Raw genomic sequence first — 24362 nt, forward strand, 5'->3', positions numbered from 1 at the left:
TAAATACTAACATGGAATTTTTGCTTTATGCAAGTATCGCCAGAAAGTGAGGCTTCCCAGCAGTGACTGAAAGTGAAATAATCCGAGTCCTGGAGACGGCTTTGCTGTGTGCGCAGCAGCCCATGAACAGCGCCGAGTTGCGCAAAATGTTTGTCTCCCCGCCGCTGAGCGCGGATGATCTGCGCCGTTATCTGGCTATCTTGCAACTGGATTGGAAAGAGCGTGGCCTGGAATTGGTTCAGGTTGCCTCGGGTTGGCGCTTTCAAAGTCGCCCGGCCATGCAAGTGTTTTTGTCCCGTCTTAGTCTGGAGCGCGCGCCCAAGTATTCGCGGGCCGTGCTGGAAACCTTGGCGATTATTGCTTGGCGGCAACCTGTTACCCGTGGGGATATTGAGGACATACGTGGTGTGAGCGTATCGACTCAAATTGTGCGTACCCTGGAGGATCGGGGCTGGATTGAAGTGCTGGGCTATCGTGATGCGCCCGGACGCCCGGCATTGCTGGGAACGACCCGTCAGTTTCTGAATGATCTGGGTCTGCGCTCTTTGGATGAGTTGCCTTCGGTTGAAACTCTGGACTCCCTGGATGCCTTGGCTTCCTTGCCAAACGGGCAAGCAGCCGCGTCGGCTGATCAGGAGCAGAACAAAGAATCGGATCAAGAGCGGGATCAGCAACAGGATCAACAGCAAGATCAACAGCAGGGCGGGGATCATCAGGATCAGAGCCAGGAGCAAGCGGCAGAGCAGGGTGCAGAGCAAGAGTCTGCATCTGTGGCAGGGCAGCAAACTGGTTCCGAAGCAGGGCAAGAAATAGAACTAGAAGCAGAGCAAGACGCTGCTTTGGAAGTGAGCATGGAGCCGCTACAGGCCTCTGTTGCTCAGCTTGAGCTGGAGTCCGAACCGGATTCCGAGCCAGGCAGTCAGGACGATTTGCTTGAGGCAGTTTCAGAAGCGGAGCTGCCACAAACCGAACAAGCTGAAGTGAATACGACACCGGACCCCGTGGATGAGGCCCAGGCTGCGGCTGGCCTATCGGATATACAGGTACCGGACGAAATAAAAAACTCTGGAGTAAATGATTAAAAATGACTGATTCGCACGAGACGAACACAGCCTCCATGTCGGACGCCTCTGGCGCGGCCGACCCCAAGAATCCCCGCGCGAAGGGCCAGGGGCGCAAGCTGCGCACGCCGTTTCGCCGCCGTCGTGGCGATGCCACGCAAGAGTCGGCTCCCCGCCAGAATGAAGAGGTCCAGGCGGCCGCTCCTGGTGAGGCCAAGGCCCGCCCAGCTCGCCCACAAAACAATCGACGCAAACCTGCGGCTGCTGGTCGTCGTCCAGATACACGCGGTGGCGCCAACAAGCGGCCAGGCAACACCCAGGCCGCTCGTTACTCCAACCCTGCTGACGACGCTCCGGTTGTGATTCTGGATGGTGATGATGACATCGCATTCAGCCATCTGGACAAGCAAAGTCGTTTGTCGCAGCGCCTGGGTAAGTACATGGGCAGCGACTTGGTGCAGCCTAAATTGCACAAGGTGCTGGCCGAAGCCGGTATCGGTTCGCGCCGCGATATGGAAGAACTGATCGTTGCGGGCCGTGTCTCCGTCAATGGCGAACCTGCCCATATCGGTCAGCGTGTCAGCGCCGATGACAAGGTGCGTATCAATGGTCAACTGATCAATCGTGCCAACACCAAGCGTCCTCCGCGCGTGATTCTGTATCACAAGCCGGCTGGCGAAATTGTCACGCACGACGATCCCGAAGGCCGTGCCACCGTGTTTGGTCGCCTGCCTTCCCTGAAAGTTGGCAAGTGGTTGTCGGTCGGTCGGCTGGATTTGAATACCGAGGGTTTGCTGATCTTCACGACATCGGGTGATATTGCCAACCGCATGATGCATCCACGCTACGGTGCCGAGCGTGAATACGCAGTACGTGTTCTGGGTGAGCTGAGCGAAGAGCAAATGCAATCCATGCGCGATGGCGTTCAGTTGGAAGACGGTGTGGCCAAGTTCGGCATGATCGAATTTTTGGGTGGCGAAGGCAGCAACCGTTGGTATCGCGTCACTATTCATGAAGGCCGTAACCGTGAGGTGCGCCGCATGTTTGAAGCGATGGGTGTGACGGTCAGCCGTCTGATTCGCACCCGTTTTGGGGATGTGGGTCTGCCTAAAAATCTGCGTCGTGGCCGTTGGGAAGAATTGGATGCTGACGTGGTGATGGCATTCATGCTGCGCCTGGGGCTGGTGAAAGAATCGGATGACGAAGGCACCCACCAGCGTCGCGAACGTCAACCTCTGTCCCACGACAGCGCTTTGCCTCCCGGTTTTGGTACGCTGGAGCACAACGGTCTGAGTGGTGCTCGCATGGGGCGTGGTGGTCGTGTGGCAGGTCGCGGTCGCTCCTCAAATAATGTGCGTGTAAACGAATCCGTCAGCGGTGCCTTGTTCATTAGCGGTGGTCTGGCCAATGGTCATCCCGATGGAGGTCGCCGTGAACACGGCGGTCAAGGGCGTGGTGCTCCACGTGGCGGTCAGGGTGCTCGTGGTCAGCAGCGCGGTCGTTCGGCGGAAGGGCGTTCTTCGGAAGGTCGTGCGCATGAAGGTCGCAGTCGCGAGGGGCGTTCGCAGGAAGGTGCGCGCGTGCACAATGGCCGCCGTCCAGCACGTGGCGATCAGGCGCGTGGTGAGCAGGCCCGTGGTGGTCACGCTCGCGGGGCACAGGAAGGACGTGCGCCGTCGGCCCGTCGCGGCGCCTCCGATCGTGCCGGTGCCGGGCAAACGCCCAGGGCGCCTGTGAAGAAAACAACGGTGGTGCGCCGTGTCAGCCGTCGTGATGACGACTGGCAGCCAGCCAGCTCGGCAGCTCATGAATCCCACTTGGGACGCGGGCGCCGGTAAAGCCAAGTCGCACGGACTTTGAGTTTGTGGCCCGGACCCTGCGGTTTGGGCCTGTAAGGCCGTGTGAATGCACGTATTTTCCGGTTTTCTGGTAGAATATAGAACTTGGCTCAGAGACGTTTGTGTCGGCTGGGTCTTTTTTGATGCTGCGCGCCAGCGAATAGGGCGGTCTTTCAAGGCAAAGACCGCGTGGATCATCCGGTTCGGTTGCGCCTGCAACTATCCCGATTTGACGTTGGCAATGCGCAAGACCAGGGCCCGCTTGATTCTCAAGCGTGCATGGTGACCATGGGCTGGCGTACAGCCCATTTTTTTTGGATTTTATGGCAGACATTCTAGCTTTGGCACAAGAGACCCTGGCGGGTACCGAGTACGAACTGGTGGACGTGGAGCGTGCGCCGCTAGGCTTGTTACGCATCGTCATCGATCACCCGGAAGGGGTGCGTATCGAACACTGTGAATGGGTGTCTAAACAACTGTCGCGCGTTTTCGAGGTGGAAAACGTGGACTACAAACGCATGGAAGTGACGTCGCCGGGGGTGGATCGCCCCTTGTTGCGCGTTGCTGACTACGTGCGTTTTTCGGGTGAGCGGGTGCAGGTGCGCCTGCATGAAGCACTCGATAATCGGAAAGTGTTTGTGGGTACGCTCCACGCTCCTGAAGGGGCGCTACCGGCTAGTGTTCCGCTGGATACCGTTTTTAGGCTGGAACTGGACGAAGCATCGGGCAAGCTGACGCAGGTCGAATTCACCTATGACCAGGTGGATCGTGCCAAATTGGATCCCGTTCTTGATTTCAAGGGTAAGAAGCGATGAGTCGCGAAATTCTATTGCTGGTCGATGCGCTGGCGCGTGAAAAATCCGTAGCGCGTGATGTCGTGTTCACCGCGCTCGAGAGCGCCTTGGCCTCGGCCATGAAAAAGCGCTTCAAGGAAGATGTCGATATCCGTGTGGAAATCGACAGGGAAACCGGCGCCCATGAAGGGTTCCGGCGCTGGCTGGTCGTGCCCGACGAGGCCGGCCTGCAAGAGCCCGATAAACAGGAAATGCTGTCGGACGCCCGGGAAATCGATCCCGAGCTGCAAGTGGACGATTACATCGAAGAGCCGCTCGAGCCTATCGAGTTTGGCCGTATCGGTGCCCAGGCTGCCAAGCAGGCCATCCTGCAAAAAATCCGTGATGCCGAGCGCGAGCAAGTGCTCAACGACTTCCTGGAGCGTGGTGAGACCATTGTTTCCGGTACGGTCAAGCGCATGGACAAGGGCGATGCCATTATCGAAATGGGCAAGATCGAAGCACGTTTGCCTCGCTCGGAAATGATCCCCAAGGAAAATATCCGCGTGGGCGACCGTGTTCGCGCCTGGGTACAGAAGGTGGACTACGCCGCTCGTGGCCAGCAGGTCATCCTGTCGCGTACAGCACCTGAATTCATTAAAGAACTGTTCGAGAACGAAGTGCCCGAGATCGAACAGGGCCTGCTGGAAATCAAGGCCGCTGCCCGTGATGCGGGTGTGCGCGCCAAGATCGCTGTTATTGCTTACGACAAGCGTATCGATCCTATCGGTACTTGTGTGGGCATGCGTGGTTCGCGCGTGACTGCGGTGCGTAACGAACTGGGTGGCGAGCAGGTCGATATCGTGTTGTGGGCCGATGATCCGGCCGAATTCGTGATCGGTGCTTTGGCGCCGGCACACGTCGAATCCATTCTGGTGGACGAAGACAAGCACGCCATGGATGTGGTGGTAGACGAAGAAAACCTGCCCAAGGCGATTGGTTCGCGTGGTCAGAACGTGCGTCTGGCATCGGAATTGACGGGCTGGCAGATCAACATCATGACACCGGAAGAAAGCCGCAACCGTCAGGACGAAGAGCGCGAAGAGTTGCGCGCGACCTTCATGTCCCGTCTGGATGTGGACGAAGCCGTGGCCGATATTCTGATCGACGAAGGGTTTACCGGTCTGGAAGAAATCGCTTATGTGCCGCTGCAGGAATTGCAGGACATCGAAGCCTTTGACGAAGAAACCGTCAACGAGCTGCGTGCCCGCGCCCGCAATGCACTGCTGAGCGAGGCCATCGCCAAGGAAGAATTGGTACAGACCGCGGTCAAGGAACTGGCAGGAGTCGAGGGCATGACGCCCGAGCTGATCGCCGTACTGGCCGAAAACGAGATTACAACGCTGGATGAACTGGCGGAACTGGCAACGGACGAACTGTCCGAGATGACCGGCCTGGCGCAAGATGCAGCCAGCGAACTGATCATGCGTGCCCGTGCCCACTGGTTTGACGACGAGGCCTGATATGTCTAGCTAGGTCCCGCGCGTTGTATTCATTAAGAATAGTTGTAGTAAAGCAAGAGAGAGTCGAATGTCGAGTAACACTGTCGCCCAGTTCGCTCAAGAACTGAAAATGCCTGCGAATGTTCTGCTGGAGCAGTTGCGTAGCGCAGGTATTGAGCTCAAATCAGTTGATGACGCCATCACTGATTCGGATAAGGCGAAGCTGCTTGAATCGTTGCGCCGCTCGCACGGCAGTCAGGAAGGCAACAAGATCACCCTGACTCGCCGTCAAACATCGGAGATCCGTCAGGATGACGGATCGGGTCGCTCCCGCACGATTCAGGTGGAAACACGCAAAAAACGCGTGTTTGTAAAGCGTGATCCCTCCGAGCTGGTGGCAGAAGCCAATGCGGCATTGGCACAGGAAAATGCAAAGGAGCAAGCTGCTCAGGCCCAGGCGGCCAGTCAGGAAAAACCGGCTGTTGAACAGGCGCCTGCCGCGCCTGTCAGCAAGCCCCTAGATCCTGTGGCAGCAACTCCTGAAGCTCCTGTGAAAGAGCAAGCCCCTGTCGAGTCCAAGCCTGAGCCCAAGCCAGAGCCTGAACCCGAAGTGGTTGCTGCTCCCGAGCCGACTCCTGTTGCCGAGCCTGCGCCCGAACCTGCTGCTCCTGCACAGCCCGTTGAGGCCGCTCAGGAAGACACAAAGAAACCCGAGCCTCAGCCTCAGGAACAAGCACCTGCTGCAACGGAGCCATCCGAAGCCGCGGCAGCGCCTGTTCAGGAAAAGGCCGAATCGGCTCCCTCTCCTAGGGCCCAAGAAAAGCCCGTGGAACCTACTAAATCTGTAAACGACGCCCGTCAAGCTAACTCTGTGAATAAAAATCAGCACCCTCAAGGGACTAAAACGCCCACTTCGACTGGAAAACCTCGGGATATGGCCGCTACTGGTCAGCGCCGTGCAGTTCGTGGCCCGGTGATTCCTCCTGTTGCCGCCGATGTGGAGCAAGACCAGGATCGTGATCGCGCCCGTAAGGCCGCAGAGGCCGAAGCCGCTGCGTTGCGCGATATGTTGAACCGTCCTCGTAAGGTCTTGCGTGCTCCCGAGCCAGAGGCTGATAGCAAGGCAGGGGCCAAGGGCGCTCAGAAGAAAGACGCCAAAGGCTCCAAGACCGAGAAGGCCCCGGGCAAACCCGTCAAGACTGACAGCACCCCTGGCTGGACCAGCGATGCCAGCCGCAAGAAGCAGCCTTCCAAGGCTGATGTGGCTTCCGCCGGTGCCGGTGGTGGTCGTGAAGGCTGGAAAGCCAATGCCAAGGCAGGTCGTGGCAAGGGTGGTCGTGGTGGTCGCAACGCTCAGGCCGAGCGTCGTGAACCACAAGTGGCAGAATTCATTGCCCGTGAAGTGCACGTGCCGGAAACTATTTCGGTCAGCGATCTGGCTCACCGGATGGCTGTCAAGGCTGCCGAGGTGATCAAGCACCTGATGAAGCTGGGTCAGATGGTTACCATCAACCAGGTTCTGGATCAGGAAACAGCCATGATTCTGGTCGAAGAACTGGGTCACAAGGCGATTGCTGCCAAGCTGGACGATCCTGAAGCCTTCCTGGTCGATACCGATGCTCAGAACGACGCCGAACTGAAGCCCCGTGCTCCAGTGGTAACTGTCATGGGGCACGTTGACCACGGCAAGACTTCGCTGCTGGATTACATCCGTCGTGCCAAGATCGCCTCGGGCGAGGCCGGTGGTATTACACAGCACATCGGTGCGTACAACGTCAAGACAGAACGCGGCACGGCTACGTTCCTGGACACCCCCGGTCACGAAGCCTTTACGGCCATGCGTGCCCGCGGTACCAAAGCCACTGACGTGGTGATTCTGGTGGTGGCCTCCGATGACGGTGTGATGCCCCAGACCCGTGAAGCCATTCACCATGCTCGTGCCGCTGGTGTGCCGCTGGTAGTGGCGATCAACAAGATTGATAAACCTGAAGCTAATCCAGAGCGCGTCAAGCAAGAGCTGGTAGCCGAAGAAGTGGTGCCTGAAGAATACGGTGGCGATGTGCCCTTTATTCCTGTGTCGGCCAAGACCGGCCAGGGCATCGACGAATTGCTGGAAAACGTGCTGTTGCAGGCCGAAATGCTGGAGTTGAAAGCTCCGGTTGACGCACCTGCCAAGGGTACGGTTATTGAAGCCCGTCTGGACAAGGGCCGTGGTCCTGTGGCCACCATCCTGGTTCAAAGCGGTACCTTGAACCGTGGTGACAGCGTGCTGGTCGGTGCCTCCTTCGGTCGCGTTCGCGCCATGCTGAACGAAACCGGCAAGTCGCTGAATTCGGCTGGTCCGTCGATTCCTGTAGAAATCCAGGGTCTGACTGAAGTGCCCGCTGCAGGTGATGAACTGGTTGTCATGGCTGATGAGCGTAAAGCTCGTGAGATCGCGCTATTCCGTCAAGGCAAGTTCCGTGATGTGAAACTGTCGCGTCAACAGGCCGCCAAGCTGGAGTCCATGTTCGACAACCTGGGCGAAGGCATGCAAACCCTGTCGCTCATCATCAAGACCGACGTTCAGGGCTCGCAGGAAGCGCTGGTACAGTCGCTGGTCAAGCTGTCTACCGACGAAGTGCGTGTGGTGGTTGTACACGCCGCCGTGGGTGGCATCTCCGAGAGCGACGTCAACCTGGCGATTGCATCCAACGCAGTAGTGATCGGCTTTAACGTCCGTGCCGAGCAAAGCGCCAAGAAACTGGCTGAAGCCAACGGCATTGATCTGCGTTACTACAACATCATTTACGATGCGGTTGACGAGGTCAAGGCAGCCCTGTCCGGCATGCTGGCTCCCGAACAGCGCGAAGAAGTCATCGGTATGGTTGAAATCCGCGAAGTCTACAATGTGTCGCGCATCGGTAATATCGCCGGTTGTATGGTTACCGAAGGCGTGGTTCGTCGCGATTCGCAAGTTCGCTTGCTGCGCAACAACGTCGTGCATTGGAGTGGCTACCTGGATTCCCTGCGCCGCTTCAAGGACGACGTCAAGGAAGTGCGTTCCGGCTTCGATTGCGGTATCACGCTGCGTGGCAACAACGACATCCAAGTGGGCGACCAGCTTGAGATCTTCGAGATCAAAGAGATCGCCCGGACACTGTAATTTATGGCACGACACAAGTCCAAACCAAACCCGGGGCGCAACCTGCGCCTGGCCGACCAGATCCAGAAGGATCTGGCGGTCCTGATCCAGCGCGAGATCGACATGACCCGCGCTGGTCTGATTACCTTGACCGGCGTGGAGCTGTCTCCAGACTACGCACACGCCAAAGTGTATTACTCGGTGCTGGGCGCCGAGCCTGAAGTCGCTCAGGCGGCTTTGACCGAGAAGGCCGGTTGGTTGCACTCGCTGTTGTTCAAGCTGCTGCACATCCACACGGTTCCTACTCTGCATTTTCATCACGACCGACAGTTGGAACGCGGCATGGAGCTCTCCAAGCTCATCGACAGCGCCAACCAGGCCGATAGCGAATTGACTGGCTCTGCTTCCAAATCGGACGAGCCAGACGAACAGCCCTGACGCGGCTGTTGTTTCTTCACGGATTGACACACGATGGCTACGCGAAAACGCGGGCAGTTGATTGATGGTGTGCTGCTACTGGACAAGTCCGACGGAATGTCCAGCAACCACGCTTTGCAGCGTGCCCGCCGCACTCTGGATGCCCGCAAAGCTGGCCATACTGGAACCCTGGACCCGTTTGCAACGGGCCTGCTGGTTTGCTGTTTTGGCCGGGCTACCAAGATTTCCGCCACGATGCTGGAAGCAGACAAAGCCTATGAAGCTACCTTGCAGTTTGGACAGGAAACCGATTCAGGTGACTTGACCGGCAATGTGGTGTCCCAGGCTCCGGCAGATTTTGCCGGTGTCACCCTCGAGGCGCTGGAAGCAGTTCTACCTGCTTTCCGAGGACCCATTACCCAGGTGCCGCCCATGTATTCCGCGCTCAAGCGCGATGGCAAGCCCCTGTATGAATATGCCCGTCAGGGTATAGAGCTGGAACGTGAGGCACGACATCTCGTGATTCACGATTTGCAGGTGCAAGACTTTACGCCGCAATCGGCGCGTTTGTTTGTACGTTGCAGCAAGGGAACTTATATCCGAACCCTGGCGCAAGACATTGGACGTGCTCTGGGGTGTTTTGCCCATCTGACGGCCTTGCGCCGGACAGAATTAGGACCTTTTCATATCGACGACGCCTACACCCTGGACGGGTTGCAGGCGATGGAAGACCCGATGTCGGCCTTGCTGGCCATCGAGAGCTTGCCTACCGAGATTTTGCCCAAAAAACTTCAATCAGAAGGATGAGTTATGAGACGCGCATTGCGCAATGTGGCCATTATTGCCCACGTTGACCACGGGAAGACCACCCTGGTCGATCAATTGTTGAGACAGGCAGGTACGTTCCGTGACAACGAACATATCTCCGAACGTGTCATGGACTCGGGCGATATCGAGAAAGAGCGCGGTATTACCATTCTGGCGAAGAACTGTGCCGTCGAATACGAAGGCACCCACATCAACATTATCGACACCCCCGGTCACGCCGACTTCGGTGGTGAGGTCGAACGCGTGCTGTCCATGGTTGACGGCGTGTTGTTGCTGGTGGATGCGGTTGAAGGCCCCATGCCTCAAACCCGCTTTGTGACTCGCAAAGCTCTGGAACTGGGTCTGCGTCCGATTGTGGTGGTCAACAAGGTTGACCGTCCCGGCGCCCGTCCTGACTTCGCGATCAACGCTACGTTCGACTTGTTCGACAAACTGGGCGCGACCGACGAACAGCTGGATTTCCCCATCATTTATGCATCGGGTCTGTCGGGCTACGCCGGTTTGACCGAAGACGTGCGTGAAGGCGATATGCGTCCTTTGTTCGACGCTATCCTGGAGCACGTGCCCCAGCGTGAAGACGACGTCAACGCACCGTTGCAGTTGCAGATCTGTTCCCTGGACTACAGCTCCTACGTGGGCAAGATCGGTGTAGGCCGTGTGAACCGTGGCCGCGTGCGCGCTGCCCAGGACGTGGTCGTGAAATTTGGTCCTGATGGCGAAGTCATCAAAGGCCGTATCAATCAGGTTCTGAAGTTCAAGGGCCTGGAGCGTGTATCGGTGGACGAAGCCGAAGCCGGCGACATCGTGTTGATCAACGGTATTGAAGAGCTGGGCATTGGTTGCACGGTGACCGATCCTGCTCACCAGGAAGCTCTGCCTTTGCTGCGCATTGACGAGCCTACGCTGACCATGAACTTCATGGTGAACACCTCGCCTCTGGCAGGCCGTGAAGGCAAGTTCGTGACCAGCCGTCAGTTGCGTGATCGCCTGGACCGTGAATTGAAGTCCAACGTGGCTTTGCGTGTTAACGAAACCGACGACGACACCGTATTTGAAGTCTGCGGTCGCGGTGAGTTGCACCTGACCATTCTGATCGAAAACATGCGTCGCGAGGGCTATGAAATGGCCGTGTCGCGTCCACGCGTGCTGATTCGTGAAGAGAACGGCGTCAAGATGGAGCCCTACGAGCAGCTGACCGTGGACGTCGAAGACGGCCACCAAGGCGGCGTGATGGAAGAACTGGGTCGCCGTCGCGGTGACTTGCAGGATATGGTTGCTGACGGCCGTGGTCGTACACGTCTGGAGTACCGTATTCCCGCCCGTGGCCTGATCGGTTTCCAGGGCGAGTTCATGACGCTGACACGCGGTACCGGCTTGATGAGCCACACCTTCGACGAGTTCCGCCCCATGCGCGAAGGCACGGTTGGCGAGCGTCGTAACGGCGTGCTGATCAGCCAGGACGACGGTGATGCCGTGGCCTACGCCTTGTGGAAGCTGCAGGATCGTGGTCGCATGTTCGTGTCCCCGGGTGATGCCCTGTACGAAGGCATGATCATCGGTATTCACAGCCGCGACAACGACCTGGTGGTTAACCCCATCAAGGAAAAGAAACTGACCAACGTGCGTGCTTCCGGCAAGGACGAGCACATTGATCTGGTTCCACCTATTCGTCTGACTCTTGAATACGCCGTGGACTTCCTGGATGACGACGAGCTGGTTGAAGTGACTCCCAAGTCCATTCGCCTGCGCAAGCGTTACCTGAAAGAACACGAGCGCCGTCGCAGCCAACGCGAAAGTTAATTTTTCGGGTTTAGCGATACGAGAAAACGCCTGCTTGATGCAGGCGTTTTTTTTGTCTTACTATGGTTGGCGTCAGCCGGATTTAGAACGCGGTATTAAAAAGCTGGGGTGTATGCATAAGCACCCCAGCTTGATTTTTAAATTCAAGAAAGGGTGTGGGATAAATAAAATTGATTAAGTGGCTTATTGAGTCTGATGGGTTGCTTTAATTTCTGCTTAATACCTGCTTGATACAAACTGGCTGGACACATTACCAAGCTCGCTTTGCAAAGTCTCAGTTGTGGCTGGGCATCTTCTTGTTTTTGAAAAGATTTTTTCAGCTCAAGAGCCGGTGCGCAGTTTCCCCCATTAAGGAGAATACTGATGGTGCAGCATATTGTGATTGTAGGTGGTGGTATTGGCGGCACGATGACCGCCAATCATCTGGTGACCAAGCTATACCCGGAAATTCGCTCTGGTAAAGTCCGCATTACCATGCTGTCCAACTCTCCCTGGCATTATTACAAGCCCGCTTTTATGTACGTGGCGTTTGATGCTTTTTTTCGGGACGAGTTGCGACGTCCGCAAATTTCACTTTTGCACCCCGAAATTGATTTTCAGCTAGAGGAAGTCAGTGGTTTTGACTTCAAGGCCAGCCGCCTGCATTGCGCCAGTGGCAAGAAGATTGATTACGACTACCTGGTGCTGTCTACGGGCTGCGTGCCCTCTCCGGAAAAAATTGAAGGTTTGAAAGAGGGCGGTGACCACTTCTATCAGCATGCTCCTGCGCGTCAACTGGCTGACCGCCTGAGCAAGTTGGAAAAAGGCCGCGTATTGGTAACGGTCACCTTCCCCAAAACTCATAACGTTCCTCACCAGTGCGGTATTGCACCGGTAGAAACAACCTTGATGCTGGACGAGTACCTGCGTCGTCGTGGTGTACGCGACAAGGTGGAGATTGCCTACACCTATCCCACGACCTCTCAGCTTTTGCGTAATTGTCTGTTCATGCAGAACGAGGTTTGTCAGGTCTTGCCGCCCATTTTTGAGGACCGGGATATCAAGCATCAACGCGGTTTCACTTTGAGCCGGGTGGACCCTGAACGCAAGATTGCCTATTCCGAAGAAGGCGCAGAAGAGCCGTTCGACCTCCTGATGGCGACTCCTCCCATTACGGCGGTGCCTGCTGTGCGTGACTCGGGGATTTCTCAAGCCGCCGACAATGAAGGCTGGGTCCCCACCGATCACCAAACCATGAAGGTGCTGGGGCTGGACAATGTCTACGTGCTGGGTGACACGGTGGACCTGCCTATCAGTAAAGCGGGCGGCTCCTGCCATAACCAATCGCCCGTGGTGGTTAACAACCTGGCCTCAGAGCTGCGATTTGGGCGCACCAGCGACGAATACGATGGCCGTGTGGTGGCGGTAGCCCAAATGGGTCTGGAGGGCGGTATGCCGCTCTGGTACGACTACAAGGAGGATGTGCATCCCACGCCGCCCACCAAACTGGGTGGACTGCTGCGCAAGGGTTTTAACCGGGGTATTTACTGGGCCGTGGCCCGTGGCTTGGTCTAATTCAGGAGAGACAGATGAATTCGGTATCGGATAAATCCTTGAATCCCGGTGATGCGGGCGCTGCTCAGAAGGCCCCTTCCGCCCTGGAAAGCCTGCTGGGAGAAGACCCAGGCATCAAGGGCCTGGATGAGTTGATCGGTAAGATCGAACCTTTGCTGGCCGGTGGTCGCCTTAATCGGGTGGTGGATGCGGTGTCTTTGTTGGCCGATCTGGTGGATATGACGGACGACTATATGCTCGAAAAGCTTATGAAGGGCTTTGAGGAGGGCATAGGGGCCGCCTGGTCGGTTGGAAACGCGGCACGTATGGCTTCGGACCAAGTGCGGGCCACGGAGACCACACCGACCCTGATGGGCCTGATACGACTGGCCAAGGAGCCGGAAGTGCGTCGCGGCCTGACGTTCTTTTTGATGATGGCCGGTGTGATGGGGCGCCAGATGCGTTATCAGAACCTGGATCACACGGGGGACTGACACGGCCGCTGTATCGCTAAAGAAAAAAGGGCAGCTTGTGAAAGCGGCCCTTTTTTCTTGTTCAGCATCTCAGCACTCAGTGATTCAAGAATGCCATTTGGCGCTTTTCCACGATACGGAAAATGCCCACCAGAATGAAGGACACGCACAGGTAAATCAGTGCAGCAATCCCGTAGGAGGTAAAGGTTTGGTAGGTGGCCGCATTGGCATCACGCGCGATCTTGAGCAGGTCAGGAACGGTAGCGGTAAAAGCCAGCGAGGTGGCATGCAGCATCAGCACCACTTCATTGCTGTAAGCAGGCAGCACACGGCGCAGGGCTTGTGGCAGAATCACGCGGCGGTACAAGGTCCAGCCGGACATGCCATAGGCACGGGCCGACTCGACTTCACCGGGAGGCATGGAGCGAATGGCCCCGGCAAAAATCTCGGTGGTGTAGCCAACAGTGTTCAAGGTCAGTGCCAGAATCATGCAATTGAAGCCGCTCATGAAGAAGGCTTCCAATGCAGGCACGGATTTGACGATGGCCAGCTTGTACATGGCGGTGTAGATCAAAAGGATCTGCACGTACAAGGGAGTGCCACGGAAAAAGTAGGTGAAGGCACCAATAGGGCGCGATAGCCAGGCCTTGCCCGAGACACGGCCAATGGCCATGAAAATCGACAGGAAAAAGCCGATGGTAACCGAGATCACCAGCAGCCAAAGTGTCATGGCCAGACCCGAGAGCTGACCATTGCTTTGGTACAGATAGGCGCGCCAGAATTCGTTCAGGACATCCATTAGAACTGTGCTCCTTTCACGCCAATGTTGTAGCGTCGTTCCAGGTAGCCCAGTCCAATATTGCTGACGGCGGTCAGGCCCAGATAGATCAGGGCAGTGATGCCAACAAAGAGGAAGGAGTTGAAGGTCGCGTTACCGGCATTTTGCGCAATCTTGACCACATCGCTCAGGCCGATCAGGGACACCAGCGCGGTGGATTTGAGCAGGATTTGCCAGTTATTGCCCAGTCCGGGCAGGGCGTAGCGCATCATTTGAGGAATCTGGATGCGATGCAGAACTTGCCAGGCGCTCCAGCCACAGGCTTTGCCCGCTTCCATCTGGCCCTTGGGGATGGCCATCAGGGCGCCGCGGAAGGTTTCGGCAAAGTAAGCACCATAAATAAAGCCCAGCGTGACCACACCGGCCCCGAAGGGATCGATCTCGATCATGTCCCATTCCAGCCAGTCAGTCAGTTCGTTCAACCAGATTTGCAGGCTGAAAAAGAACAGCATCAAAAGCACCAGATCCGGGACGCCCCGGATCAAGGTGGTGTACAAACCGCCCACCCATCGCAGCAGCGAGGTGCGGGACAGTTTCATCAGGGCAGCGACCAGACCCAGCACCAGGGAAACCAGCAGCGAGAGCACTGCCAGTTTGATGGTTTCCCAGGTGCCGACCAGCAACTGCGGCCCATAACCGTAAAGCAACATGGTTCAGGTATCCAGGTCAGGGCGCGATGCGAATGTTTTCTTTTTGGAAGTATTTGTCGGCAAAGGTCTGCATGGTGCCATCGGCCTTCATTTCGCGCAGAACTTCATCAACAGTTTTCTTGAGTTTCTTGTTGCCCTTGCGAATACCCATGGCGATAGGCTCGTTCAGAATAGGGCTGTCGTCCACGGTGCTGCCAGTCAGCTCAAAGTCGGCACCGGCAGGCTTGCTCAAAAAGCCTTCAACGGCGTTCTGGGCTTCCTGGAAGGTGGCGTCCACGCGGCCGCCGGCCAGGTCATTGAAAGCGTCGGTGTAGCTGGGGTAAGCCACGATGGTGACACCGTTGTTGGCCCAGTTCTGGCGCGCATAGGTTTCCATGGTGGTGCCTTGCTGCACACCGACACGCTTGCCTTTCAGGGATTCGGCGGTGGGCTCCAGACCGCTGCCTTTGCGGGCGGCCAGGCGAACCGGCACGATATACATGGGCTCGCTGAAGTCGATGACCTTGGCACGTGCCTCGGTGGCGGTCATGGTGGAGTTGGCCAGATCGAATTTGCGGGCTTGCAGGCCGGGGATCAAGCTGTCAAAGGATTGATCGATCCACACGCACTTGGCTTGCAGGCGCTTACAGATTTCGTTGCCGATGTCGATGTCAAAGCCTTGCAGCTCGCCACTGGGATCCAGAAACTCGAAGGGGGGATAACCCGCTTCAGTGGCAAAACGGATTTCGGACGGCCCGGCTGCATGAGCAGCAGCGGGCACCAAGGCACTGCAAAAAGCCACCATCAGGAGGCGGGCAAGCATTTTGTTCATGTGGAGGACTCCGGCAAATATCGACTAGCTTGTGGCATTCAATACAAATTCGGCCCTGCTGATGGAGGGCCGAAGAAAGACTGCAAATTTAACCCGTACGCCTTACTGGGGCAATGCGGGTTCCGCCCTAGGCAGTACGCAGCACTGGTTGATGTAGCCCATGACCTCGTCCAGATCGTCGGTCAGGACCAGCAAATTCAGGTCTTTCGGACCAATCAGGCCCATCTCCATCAATTGGTCACCAATCCATTCGATCAGGCCGGACCAAAAGGAAGTGCCGATCAGTACAATGGGTGCGGGTGGGACTTTGCCTGTTTGAACCAGGGTCATGACTTCAAATAGCTCGTCCAGGGTACCGAAACCGCCAGGCAGGGCAATGTAGGCCCAGCTGTGCATGAAAAAGGTGGCCTTGCGCGAGTAGAAGTACTCGAACTGCAGACTTTGTGTCTGGTAAGGGTTGTTGGTGGTTTCGTGAGGCAAGCGTATATTCAGGCCAATACTTTGCCCGCCTGCTTCGTACGCGCCTTTATTGGCGGCTTCCATCAGGCCAGGGCCACCGCCAGCAATCAGGGTGACGCCCGCTTCGGCCAGACGACGGCCCAGTTCCTGGGCCAGTTCGTAGTAAGGATGACCGGGTTTGATGCGTGCGCTGCCGAAAACACTAACGCCAGCACCCATTTCTTTTAATGTATCGACCGCAGTTTGCAGCTCCTTCATGATGGTAGGAATCTGCTCAGAGGCCGGTAAACGGACGATTTTATTGTTAGACATGAAAAAAACCTTGTTGCTCGTTGATGGTTCCAGCTATCTGTACCGAGCGTACCATGCGATGCCCGATCTGCGAAACGCGCAAGGCCAGCCCACAGGCGCCTTGTACGGGGTCATCAATATGCTGCGCCGTCTGCTACAGGATTATCAAGCGGACTATATGGTATGCGTATTTGATGCCAAAGGCCGCACATTCCGGGACGATCTGTACGATCAATACAAGGCTAACCGGCCCTCCATGCCCGAAGATATGGCGGTGCAAATAGAGCCTATTCACAAAGCGGTACGCGCCATGGGCTGGCATCTGATTTGTCAGCCTGGCGTAGAGGCCGACGATATCATCGGCACGCTTTCCCGTCTGGCGGCAGAAAATGGCATCGAGACCGTGGTGTCTACCGGGGACAAGGACCTGGCCCAGCTGGTCAATGAGCATGTGCAGCTGGTCAACACCATGAGTAACGAAAAGCTGGATGTAGAAGGCGTTACCAGCAAGTATGGGGTACGCCCGGATCAGATTATCGATTATTTGATGCTGATTGGCGACACCTCGGACAATATTCCCGGCGTTCCCAAGGTGGGGCCCAAGACGGCCGCCAAGTGGTTGGGCGAATATGGCAGCCTGGATGAACTGTTGCAACATGCCGACAAAATCAAGGGTGTGGCCGGCCAGAATCTGCGCGATTTCAGTTCCAACTTTGAAATGACGCGCAAACTGGTCACCGTCAAACTTGATTGCGAAGTGCCTGGGTTTACGGGGGATTTCGAGGCGCTGGAGCCAGAGCCCCGCGACAACGCCGTGTTGCAGGACATCTACGAGACCTTCGGTTTCCGCAGCTGGTTGCGTGAATTGACGGATGATCCCAAGCGCGTTCCAGCCCAGGATGCCCGTGTCGAGGCTGAAACGCCTGCTGCGCCTGCCGAGCTGGATTACCAGACCGTCACGACGAAAGAACAACTGCAGTCCCTGCTAAGCCTGCTGGAAAAGGCCGAGCTGGTGGCGTTGGATACTGAGACTACCTCCCTGGATCCCTTGATGGCGCGTCTGGTGGGCTTGTCGGTGTCGGTCAAGGCGGGGCAGGCTTTTTATGTGCCGGTGGCTCATCGTGGCTCGCTGGATGTAGAACAGCTGGATAAAGACTATGTGCTGGAAACGCTGCGCCCCTGGTTGGAAAGCGCAGAGGCGGCCAAGGTCCTGCATAACGCCAAATACGATACCCATGTCTTGCTGAATGAAAAAGTCAGCCTGCGCGGTATTCGCGAGGACACCATGTTGCAGGCTTATGTTCTGCAATCGCACAAGCGTGTCGGCATGGAAGAGCTGGCCTTGCAATGGCTGGGTCTGAAAGGGGCGTCTTACGAAGATATTTGCGGCAAGGGGGCCAAGCAGATTGGCTTTGACGAGGTGGATATCCCCGTGGCCTCGCAATACGCTTGTGAAGACGCGGATTACACCTTGCGTCTGCATCAGTGCCTGCGCCCTCAAGTAGCCAAGGAAGAGGGGCTGGAGCGTATCTATTTGCTGGAAGTTCAGGCCTCGGATGTTCTGACCATTGTGGAGCGCAATGGCGTCAAGATTGATGTGCCTACCCTGGCGCGCCAAAGCCACGAGCTGGGCCAGAAAATGCTGGAACTGGAAAACAAGGCTTACGAGCTGGCCGACCAGCCTTTCAATATGAACTCCCCCAAGCAAGTGGGCGAGATTCTGTTCGGCAAGCTGGGTATTCCGGTGGTTCGTAAAACGGCCAGCGGTGCTCCCTCTACCGATGAGGATGTGCTGACCCGTTTGGCTCAGGATTACCCCTTGCCGCAGGTACTGCTGGAATACCGTGGCCTGGCCAAACTCAAGTCCACCTACACGGACAAACTGCCCAAAATGGTGAATCCGGACAGTGGTCGTGTGCATACCCGTTATGCACAGGCTGCCGTCATTACCGGGCGTCTGGCTTCTTCCGATCCCAATTTGCAGAACATTCCAGTGCGTACCGCAGAAGGCCGCCGTGTTCGCGCCGCTTTCGTGTCTGAACTGGGCAAAGTGGTGTCGGCTGACTATTCCCAGATCGAATTGCGTGTCATGGCCCATGTATCGGGCGACGAAAATCTGCAGCAGGTGTTCGAGCAGGGCGGGGACGTGCACACGGCAACCGCTGCCGAGATCTTCGGTGTGGATGCCAAGGACGTCAGCTCGGACCAGCGTCGTGCGGCCAAGGCGATTAACTTTGGGCTCATCTACGGTATGGGCGAATTTGGTCTGGCCAGCAATCTGGGCATTACTCGTGACGCAGCCCGTGCCTATATTGATCGCTACTTCGCCCGCTATCCTGGCGTGGCCAGCTACATGACGCGCATCAAGGCTCAGGCGCATGAGCAGGGTTATGTGGAAACCGTGTTCGGTCGCCGTCTGTGGCTACCTGAACTGAAGGGCGCGAAAGGGCCACGCATGGCCGGTGCAGAGCGTGCCGCCATTAACGCGCCGATGCAGGGCACGTCGGCCGACCTGATCAAGATGGCCATGGTGGCTGTGCAGCGCTGGCTGGAAGAAAAAGGGCTGCGCACGCAGATGGTGATGCAGGTCCATGACGAACTGGTATTTGACGTACCTGAAGACGAGTTGGATATTCTGCGTGAAAACCTGCCGGGCCTGATGTGCAATGTGGCCAAGCTGGATATTCCGCTGGTGGCTGAAGTGGGCGTGGGTGATAACTGGGAACAGGCTCACTAAGGCTTCTTGGCAAGCTAAAGGAAAAGGCGACCTGATGGTCGCCTTTTTTTTAAAGCAGCAGAGCGGCTTGTTTTCACCGCCTGGCTGCAGTCTGTTTATTCCTCGTTGGAGCGTACTCGGTTGGGCAGCAGCTCGTCGTGCTTGGCCAGAATTGGATAGGCTGCAGCGCTGACCAGATAGGAGTTGATGGTACGCACGTCGCGCAAAATCTCCAGGTACAAGGAGCCCTGCTCGGCGGAGTCCAGCTGTCCGGCCTTGATCTTGCGAATATGGCGGTCTCCCGCCGCCACTTCCAGTTCGCGGAAGAAGTCTTTTTCAAAGGCCAGGAAGCGGGCGGTTTTTACATCTTCGGCCACAAACAGGGCCGCTGCCTGACGTTGGTTGCGAATCAGCCTGTCCATGACTTTGCCGATTTCAGCCTGTTCTTCCGATTGCAGTATCCAGCCTTGCTTGCGCAGCTTGGCCGTGTGGCTGAGCAAGCCATTGACGCTGATGGTGGCGGCGTGCGAGATATTGGTGGAGAAGGTCAGAATATCGTTCAGACGACGGGTATCTTTCTTGCTCAGGTTTTCCTGGTCCATACTGGCCAGATAAGTGGTGATCAACGGCTCCAGACGGTTGACGGCATTGCTGATATAGCGCGCATGGTTAATGCTTTGGGCGCTATTGTTCAGCATGTTCTGGCGGGCCGTATCCAGGATCTCCTGCAGCATATCGGACAGACGCAACGCCTCACGCGCTGCATTGCCCAAGGCCACGGCAGGCACTTCCTGAGCGGACTGGTCCAGATACAAGGGCAGGCCAGGATCATCCGGGTCGGTGCGGCGGGGCAGATAACGGCTCAGCAGCCGCGAATAGGGTTTGAGTAAAGGCAGGAACAAGGCTGCCACGGCCAGGTTGAAGAAGGTATGGAAGTTGGCCACAGCACGAGCTGGGTCATTGGTAAACCAGCTCATCAAATCCGGAATCCAGGGCAGCAAAATCATGCCGACCAGACAACCAAACACACGTGTGCCCAAGTTGCCGATGGGCAGACGTTTGTTGGCTGGGTCCTTGGAGCCGCCAGCCCCTTCCAGAATCGGGTTGATAGCGGTACCCACGTTGGCACCCAGCACCAATGCGTAGGTCAGTTGCGGGTCCATATGCTGGTGACTGGCCAGCGAGATGATCAGCACCACAATGGCCACACTGGAGTGCGCGGCCCAGGTTAGCAGAGCGGCCAGCAACATGCCCGTCATGGGACTGCCTGCCAGCGCTTCCAGAATGGTTTGCAGCAGGGGGGCGTCCTGAATGGGGGAGAACAAGCCCACCAGTTCATGCAGGGACAGCAGCAAGAGGCCCAGACCAATAAAGACGCGACCCAGGTCACGACGGCGTCCAGGCTCCTGCGAGCGGAATAGCCAGACGCCCAGAAGAATCAGGGCGGGGGCCAGCGCGGTCATCTTGAAGGACAGCAGTTGCACGATCAGCGTCGTGCCCACATTGGCGCCCAGCATGGCGGCCAGGGCCGGAACCAGGGCAACCATGCCGGTGGCGGCAAAGCTGGTAATCATCAGTCCGGTGGCGGTACTGCTTTGAATGGCGGCGGTAATGGCCGCACCCGCAAAAAAGGCGCGGCGGGGGCGGCCCAGGGCATGGCCCATCCAGACGCCCAGCTCAGCACCAAAGGCGCGTTGCACACCGCTTTGCACCATGTGGATACCCCACAGGAGCAAGGCGATATAACCCCCGAAATCGAGAAGTGCGAAGATTTCTTTCATTGCTAAATAATAGCCCAGCGCATCTTGCAAGCGTGAGCCTCAGGTATCAGTTAGACCCATCTAGGTGTTGGAGGATTGCCGCGCTTGTCGGGCAGCCTGATCCAGCCCGTGTGCAAACTGCGTTTGTTCCTGATCGGAGAAGGCCGACAGAAACAGTTCCTGCACAGCGCTTTGGTAGATCTGCCACATCTGTTTGCGCAAGGCCCGGCCTTCATCCGTGATGCTGGCAAAGGCGGCCCGACCATCTTCCGAGGAACGACTGCGCTGGACCAGCCTCTGGGCTTCCAGCCGGTCGATCAGTCGCGTCAGGTTATAGCGTTCTATGACCAGTCGGTCGGCCAGCTCATGCATGCGACGGGTCCCCTCCGGCCCGCTTTCCAGTCCCCACAACACGTCGTACCAGGCATAGGGTGGCAACTTTTCGGCAGCCAGTCTGCGTTCGATTTCTTTCAGGATGCTGCGGTGCGCGCGCACAAAGGAAAACCACAGATCCGTGTCGGAGCGACTCATCGTTCTTTCCCCCAGGAATTTATTTTTTAGTTGCAAATGCAATTATACGCGGATAAGATGCGCTCATAAAGTAGTTGCAATTGCAATCGTATGGGTGAGGGTCTGTCCTGCCCTGCGTCTTGTTCAGGCCGTGAGGACGTCGCGTGGCGGATCCGGCCTATCCACCTGGAGATTGTTATGAATCACGCTTTGCAGATCGCGGATGTGGACCCGCAAGAGACGACCGAGTGGCTGGATGCCCTGGAATCGGTCACGGCGGCAGTAGGACGCCCCCGTGCCCACTACCTGATTGATCAATTGCTGGATTTCGATGCGCGTCATCACGGTGACCTGTACACACGCGTGACCACTTCGTATGTGAATACCATTCCGGTGCATAAGCAAAGCCCGTATCCCGGTGACAAGGAGCTGGAGCGCAAACTCAATGCCTATGTTCGCTGGAACGCCATGGTCATGGTGCTGCGTGCCGGTCGGCACTCCAATGTAGGCGGACACATTGCTACTTATCAGTCCGCGGCCGTTCTGTACGACGTGGGCTTTGACCATTTTTTCCGGGGCCGCACAGAAAGCTTTGATGGTGACCTAGTCTATATACAGGGGCATTCGGCCCCCGGTATTTATGGCCGTGCTTATGTGGAAGGGCGCCTGGATGATGAACAGATGGATAACTTCCGTCGTGAGGCGGGGCGTCGTGGCCTGTCGTCTTACCCGCATCCACGCCTGATGCCCGAGTTCTGGCAATTTCCCACGGTGTCCATGGGCTTGGGACCTTTGATGGCTGCCTATCAGGCACGCTATATGCGCTATCTGGATTTTCGTGGTTTGAAGCCTATGGATGGCCGCAAGGTCTGGGCGTTCCTGGGGGATGGGGAAATGGATCAGGCCGAGTCCCTGTCCGCCATTGCCGTGGGTGGCCGAGAGAAACTGGACAACCTGATCTTCGTAGTCAACTGCAATTTGCAGCGGCTGGATGGCCCTGTGCGTGGCAATAGCAAAGTCATTCAGGAACTGGAAGCGACTTTCCGGGCAGCAGGCTGGAATGTCATCAAGGTAATTTGGGGCGCAGGCTGGGATAAGCTGCTGGCCAAAGATGAAACCGGCTTGCTGCGCAAACGCATGATGGAATGCGTGGACGGGGATTATCAGACCTTCAAGTCCCAAAGTGGCGCTTATGTACGTGAGCACTTCTTTGGCAAGTATCCCGAGCTGCTGGAACTGGTAGCGGATTTGTCGGACGATGACATCTGGGCTCTGGCCCGTGGTGGTCACGATCCCGACAAGGTCTACGCCGCTTATGCCCAAGCCGCACGTAATAGTCATGGCGGGCCGACCGCAATTCTGGTGAAAACCGTGAAGGGTTTTGGCATGGGTGAGGCCGGTGAAGGCCAGAACATCAATCACCAGCTCAAGAAAATGAGCGCGGATGCCGTGCGTGCTTTCCGGGATCGCTTCCAGCTACCTGTTTCGGACGAACAACTGGAAGAGTTGCCGTATCTGCGCCCCGAGCCAGGCAGCCCGGAAGCGGTTTACTTGCAGCAACGTCGTGCAGCTCTGGGCGGCTTTGCGCCATCGCGCAGAACTTCCGTTCCGGCCTTGGCTGTTCCCGCGCTGGACAGTTTTGCGGCGCAGTTGAAGGGCACGGGCGAGCGTGGCCTGTCCACGACCATGGCCTTTGTGCGTATTTTGAGCACCTTGTTGAAAGACCCGGTACTGGGCAAATTGATTGTGCCCATCGTGCCGGATGAGTCGCGCACCTTTGGCATGGAAGGTCTGTTCCGCCAGATCGGTATCCACTCTTATTTAGGGCAGCTGTATACGCCGCAAGATGCGGGCCAACTGAGCTATTACAAAGAGGCCAAGGACGGACAGATTCTGCAGGAAGGCCTGAATGAGTCCGGGGCGATCTCGTCCTGGATTGCAGCAGGCACGGCCTACAGTAATCACGGTGTACCCACGATTCCGCTCTTTATCTTCTACTCCATGTTCGGTTTTCAGCGAGTAGGGGACTTTATCTGGGCTGCGGCGGATGCACGGACACGAGGCTTCTTGTTTGGCGCAACCTCGGGCCGCACCACCTTGATGGGCGAAGGTTTGCAGCACGATGATGGTCATAGCCATGTGCTCTCCAGCGTAGTGCCTAGCTGCCGCTCTTATGACCCGACCTTCTCCTATGAGCTGGCCGTGATCATGCAGGATGGTATTCGTCGCATGTATCAGGATCAGGAGGACGTGTTCTATTACATTACCGTGCTCAATGAAAACTACCCGCATCCCGAGATGCCCGAAGGTGTGGAGCAGGGCATTATCAAAGGGCTGTATCTCTTGCAGGCGGGACCGCAGCAAAAAGCCAAGGCCCCGCGTGTGCAGTTGATGGGCAGTGGCTCTATCTTGATGGAGGTGCTGGCTGCCGCACAATTGCTGCAAGAGGACTTTGGTGTGGCCAGCGATGTGTGGAGTGCGCCCAGCCTGAACCAACTGCGTCGTGATGGTCTGGACACAGAACGCTGGAACACCTTGCATCCGGAAAGCGAGCCGCGTATCCCTTATGTGCAGTCTTGCCTGGAAGGGCATGCAGGCCCGATTGTGGTTGCCACGGACTATATGAAGATTGTGGGCGAGCAGATCCGACCCTTTTTGCCGGAGCGTCGTTTGCTGGCTTTGGGTACGGACGGCTTTGGGCGTTCCGACACACGGGCCTCGTTGCGCGAGTTCTTTGAGGTGGATCGGCACTTTATCGTGGTCTCGGCCTTGAAGGCCTTGGCCGACGAAGGTTCGGTGCCACGCTCGCTGGTCAGCGATGCCTTGCAGCGCTATCAAATCAATCCTGAAAAGACCAATCCCATGAAGCCTTGAGTCTTGCCAGTCCGGTCGTCTTTTTTGGGCAAATGGCGACCGGCGGCGGGACACCTGCCAGCAAAGGGTGTGATGGCTTGATGTCTCCCCCGGTCAGGTCAGCT

18 protein-coding genes are annotated in these 24362 nt (G+C 57.0%); 12 read left to right on the forward strand and 6 right to left on the reverse strand.

Annotated elements, in window-relative coordinates:
• Positions 1–62 precede the first annotated feature (62 nt).
• The 10 genes from scpB (at position 63) to U2949_RS17010 (ending at position 13370) form a co-directional block, all read left to right on the forward strand.
• Positions 63–1082, forward strand: coding sequence for an SMC-Scp complex subunit ScpB (gene scpB / locus U2949_RS16965; protein WP_321288992.1), 1020 nt, complete (start codon positions 63–65; stop codon positions 1080–1082).
• 2 nt (positions 1083–1084) lie between these two features.
• Positions 1085–2899 (forward strand): 23S rRNA pseudouridine(2605) synthase RluB, encoded by a 1815-nt coding sequence (rluB, locus tag U2949_RS16970; protein WP_321288993.1) that lies wholly within the window; start codon positions 1085–1087, stop codon positions 2897–2899.
• A 323-nt stretch (positions 2900–3222) separates the two neighbouring features.
• Positions 3223–3714: a ribosome maturation factor RimP gene (gene rimP / locus U2949_RS16975; RefSeq protein ID WP_026484318.1), complete on the forward strand. Its 492-nt coding sequence runs from the start codon at positions 3223–3225 to the stop codon at positions 3712–3714.
• Positions 3711–5195: a transcription termination factor NusA gene (gene nusA, locus U2949_RS16980; RefSeq protein ID WP_321288994.1), complete on the forward strand. Its 1485-nt coding sequence runs from the start codon at positions 3711–3713 to the stop codon at positions 5193–5195. Before rimP ends, nusA begins: the two co-directional genes overlap by 4 nt.
• A gap of 67 nt (positions 5196–5262) precedes the next feature.
• The gene (gene infB / locus U2949_RS16985; RefSeq protein ID WP_026484320.1) at positions 5263–8319 is read left to right on the forward strand and encodes a translation initiation factor IF-2; all 3057 of its coding nucleotides are present in this window, start codon (positions 5263–5265) and stop codon (positions 8317–8319) included.
• 3 nt (positions 8320–8322) lie between these two features.
• Positions 8323–8736, forward strand: coding sequence for a 30S ribosome-binding factor RbfA (gene rbfA / locus U2949_RS16990; protein WP_009457603.1), 414 nt, complete (start codon positions 8323–8325; stop codon positions 8734–8736).
• 33 nt (positions 8737–8769) lie between these two features.
• On the forward strand, positions 8770–9522 hold the full coding sequence (gene truB / locus U2949_RS16995) for a tRNA pseudouridine(55) synthase TruB (protein WP_022983561.1): 753 nt from the start codon (positions 8770–8772) through the stop codon (positions 9520–9522).
• A 3-nt stretch (positions 9523–9525) separates the two neighbouring features.
• Positions 9526–11343, forward strand: coding sequence for a translational GTPase TypA (typA, locus tag U2949_RS17000; protein ID WP_009457601.1), 1818 nt, complete (start codon positions 9526–9528; stop codon positions 11341–11343).
• Between the two features lie 363 nt (positions 11344–11706).
• Positions 11707–12897 carry an NAD(P)/FAD-dependent oxidoreductase gene (locus U2949_RS17005; protein WP_321288998.1) on the forward strand — a complete coding sequence of 397 codons (1191 nt, stop codon included), beginning with the start codon at positions 11707–11709 and terminating at the stop codon, positions 12895–12897.
• Between the two features lie 14 nt (positions 12898–12911).
• Positions 12912–13370 carry a DUF1641 domain-containing protein gene (locus tag U2949_RS17010; RefSeq protein ID WP_026484322.1) on the forward strand — a complete coding sequence of 153 codons (459 nt, stop codon included), beginning with the start codon at positions 12912–12914 and terminating at the stop codon, positions 13368–13370.
• 76 nt (positions 13371–13446) lie between these two features.
• Here U2949_RS17010 and hisM read toward each other — a convergent pair whose 3' ends face one another.
• The 4 genes from hisM to U2949_RS17030 form a co-directional block, all read right to left on the reverse strand.
• Positions 13447–14148, reverse strand: a complete 702-nt coding sequence (gene hisM, locus U2949_RS17015) for a histidine ABC transporter permease HisM (RefSeq protein ID WP_026484323.1) — start codon at positions 14146–14148, stop codon at positions 13447–13449.
• Positions 14148–14837 (reverse strand): ABC transporter permease, encoded by a 690-nt coding sequence (locus U2949_RS17020; protein ID WP_009457595.1) that lies wholly within the window; start codon positions 14835–14837, stop codon positions 14148–14150. The genes hisM and U2949_RS17020 overlap by 1 nt, the downstream gene beginning before the upstream one ends.
• Positions 14838–14853: 16 nt before the next feature.
• On the reverse strand, positions 14854–15648 hold the full coding sequence (locus tag U2949_RS17025; protein ID WP_035275101.1) for an ABC transporter substrate-binding protein: 795 nt from the start codon (positions 15646–15648) through the stop codon (positions 14854–14856).
• A 102-nt stretch (positions 15649–15750) separates the two neighbouring features.
• Positions 15751–16419 carry an LOG family protein gene (locus U2949_RS17030; RefSeq protein ID WP_009457591.1) on the reverse strand — a complete coding sequence of 223 codons (669 nt, stop codon included), beginning with the start codon at positions 16417–16419 and terminating at the stop codon, positions 15751–15753.
• Here U2949_RS17030 and polA point away from each other — a divergent pair.
• Positions 16418–19135: a DNA polymerase I gene (gene polA / locus U2949_RS17035; protein WP_026484326.1), complete on the forward strand. Its 2718-nt coding sequence runs from the start codon at positions 16418–16420 to the stop codon at positions 19133–19135. The two genes, U2949_RS17030 and polA, sit on opposite strands and share 2 nt — an antisense overlap.
• Positions 19136–19230: 95 nt before the next feature.
• Here polA and U2949_RS17040 read toward each other — a convergent pair whose 3' ends face one another.
• Positions 19231–20895, reverse strand: a complete 1665-nt coding sequence (locus tag U2949_RS17040; RefSeq protein WP_026484327.1) for a Na/Pi cotransporter family protein — start codon at positions 20893–20895, stop codon at positions 19231–19233.
• Positions 20896–20955: 60 nt separating this feature from the next.
• Positions 20956–21405, reverse strand: a complete 450-nt coding sequence (locus tag U2949_RS17045) for a MarR family winged helix-turn-helix transcriptional regulator (protein WP_321289004.1) — start codon at positions 21403–21405, stop codon at positions 20956–20958.
• A 177-nt stretch (positions 21406–21582) separates the two neighbouring features.
• On the opposite strand from U2949_RS17045, the gene aceE reads away from it, so the two are divergent.
• Positions 21583–24258, forward strand: a complete 2676-nt coding sequence (gene aceE, locus U2949_RS17050; protein ID WP_321289006.1) for a pyruvate dehydrogenase (acetyl-transferring), homodimeric type — start codon at positions 21583–21585, stop codon at positions 24256–24258.
• The last annotated feature ends 104 nt before the right edge of the window (positions 24259–24362 follow it).

Origin of the sequence: Alcaligenes phenolicus, from assembly GCF_032063905.1 — a bacterium.
GTDB classification, from domain to species: Bacteria; Pseudomonadota; Gammaproteobacteria; order Burkholderiales; family Burkholderiaceae_B; genus Alcaligenes; species Alcaligenes phenolicus.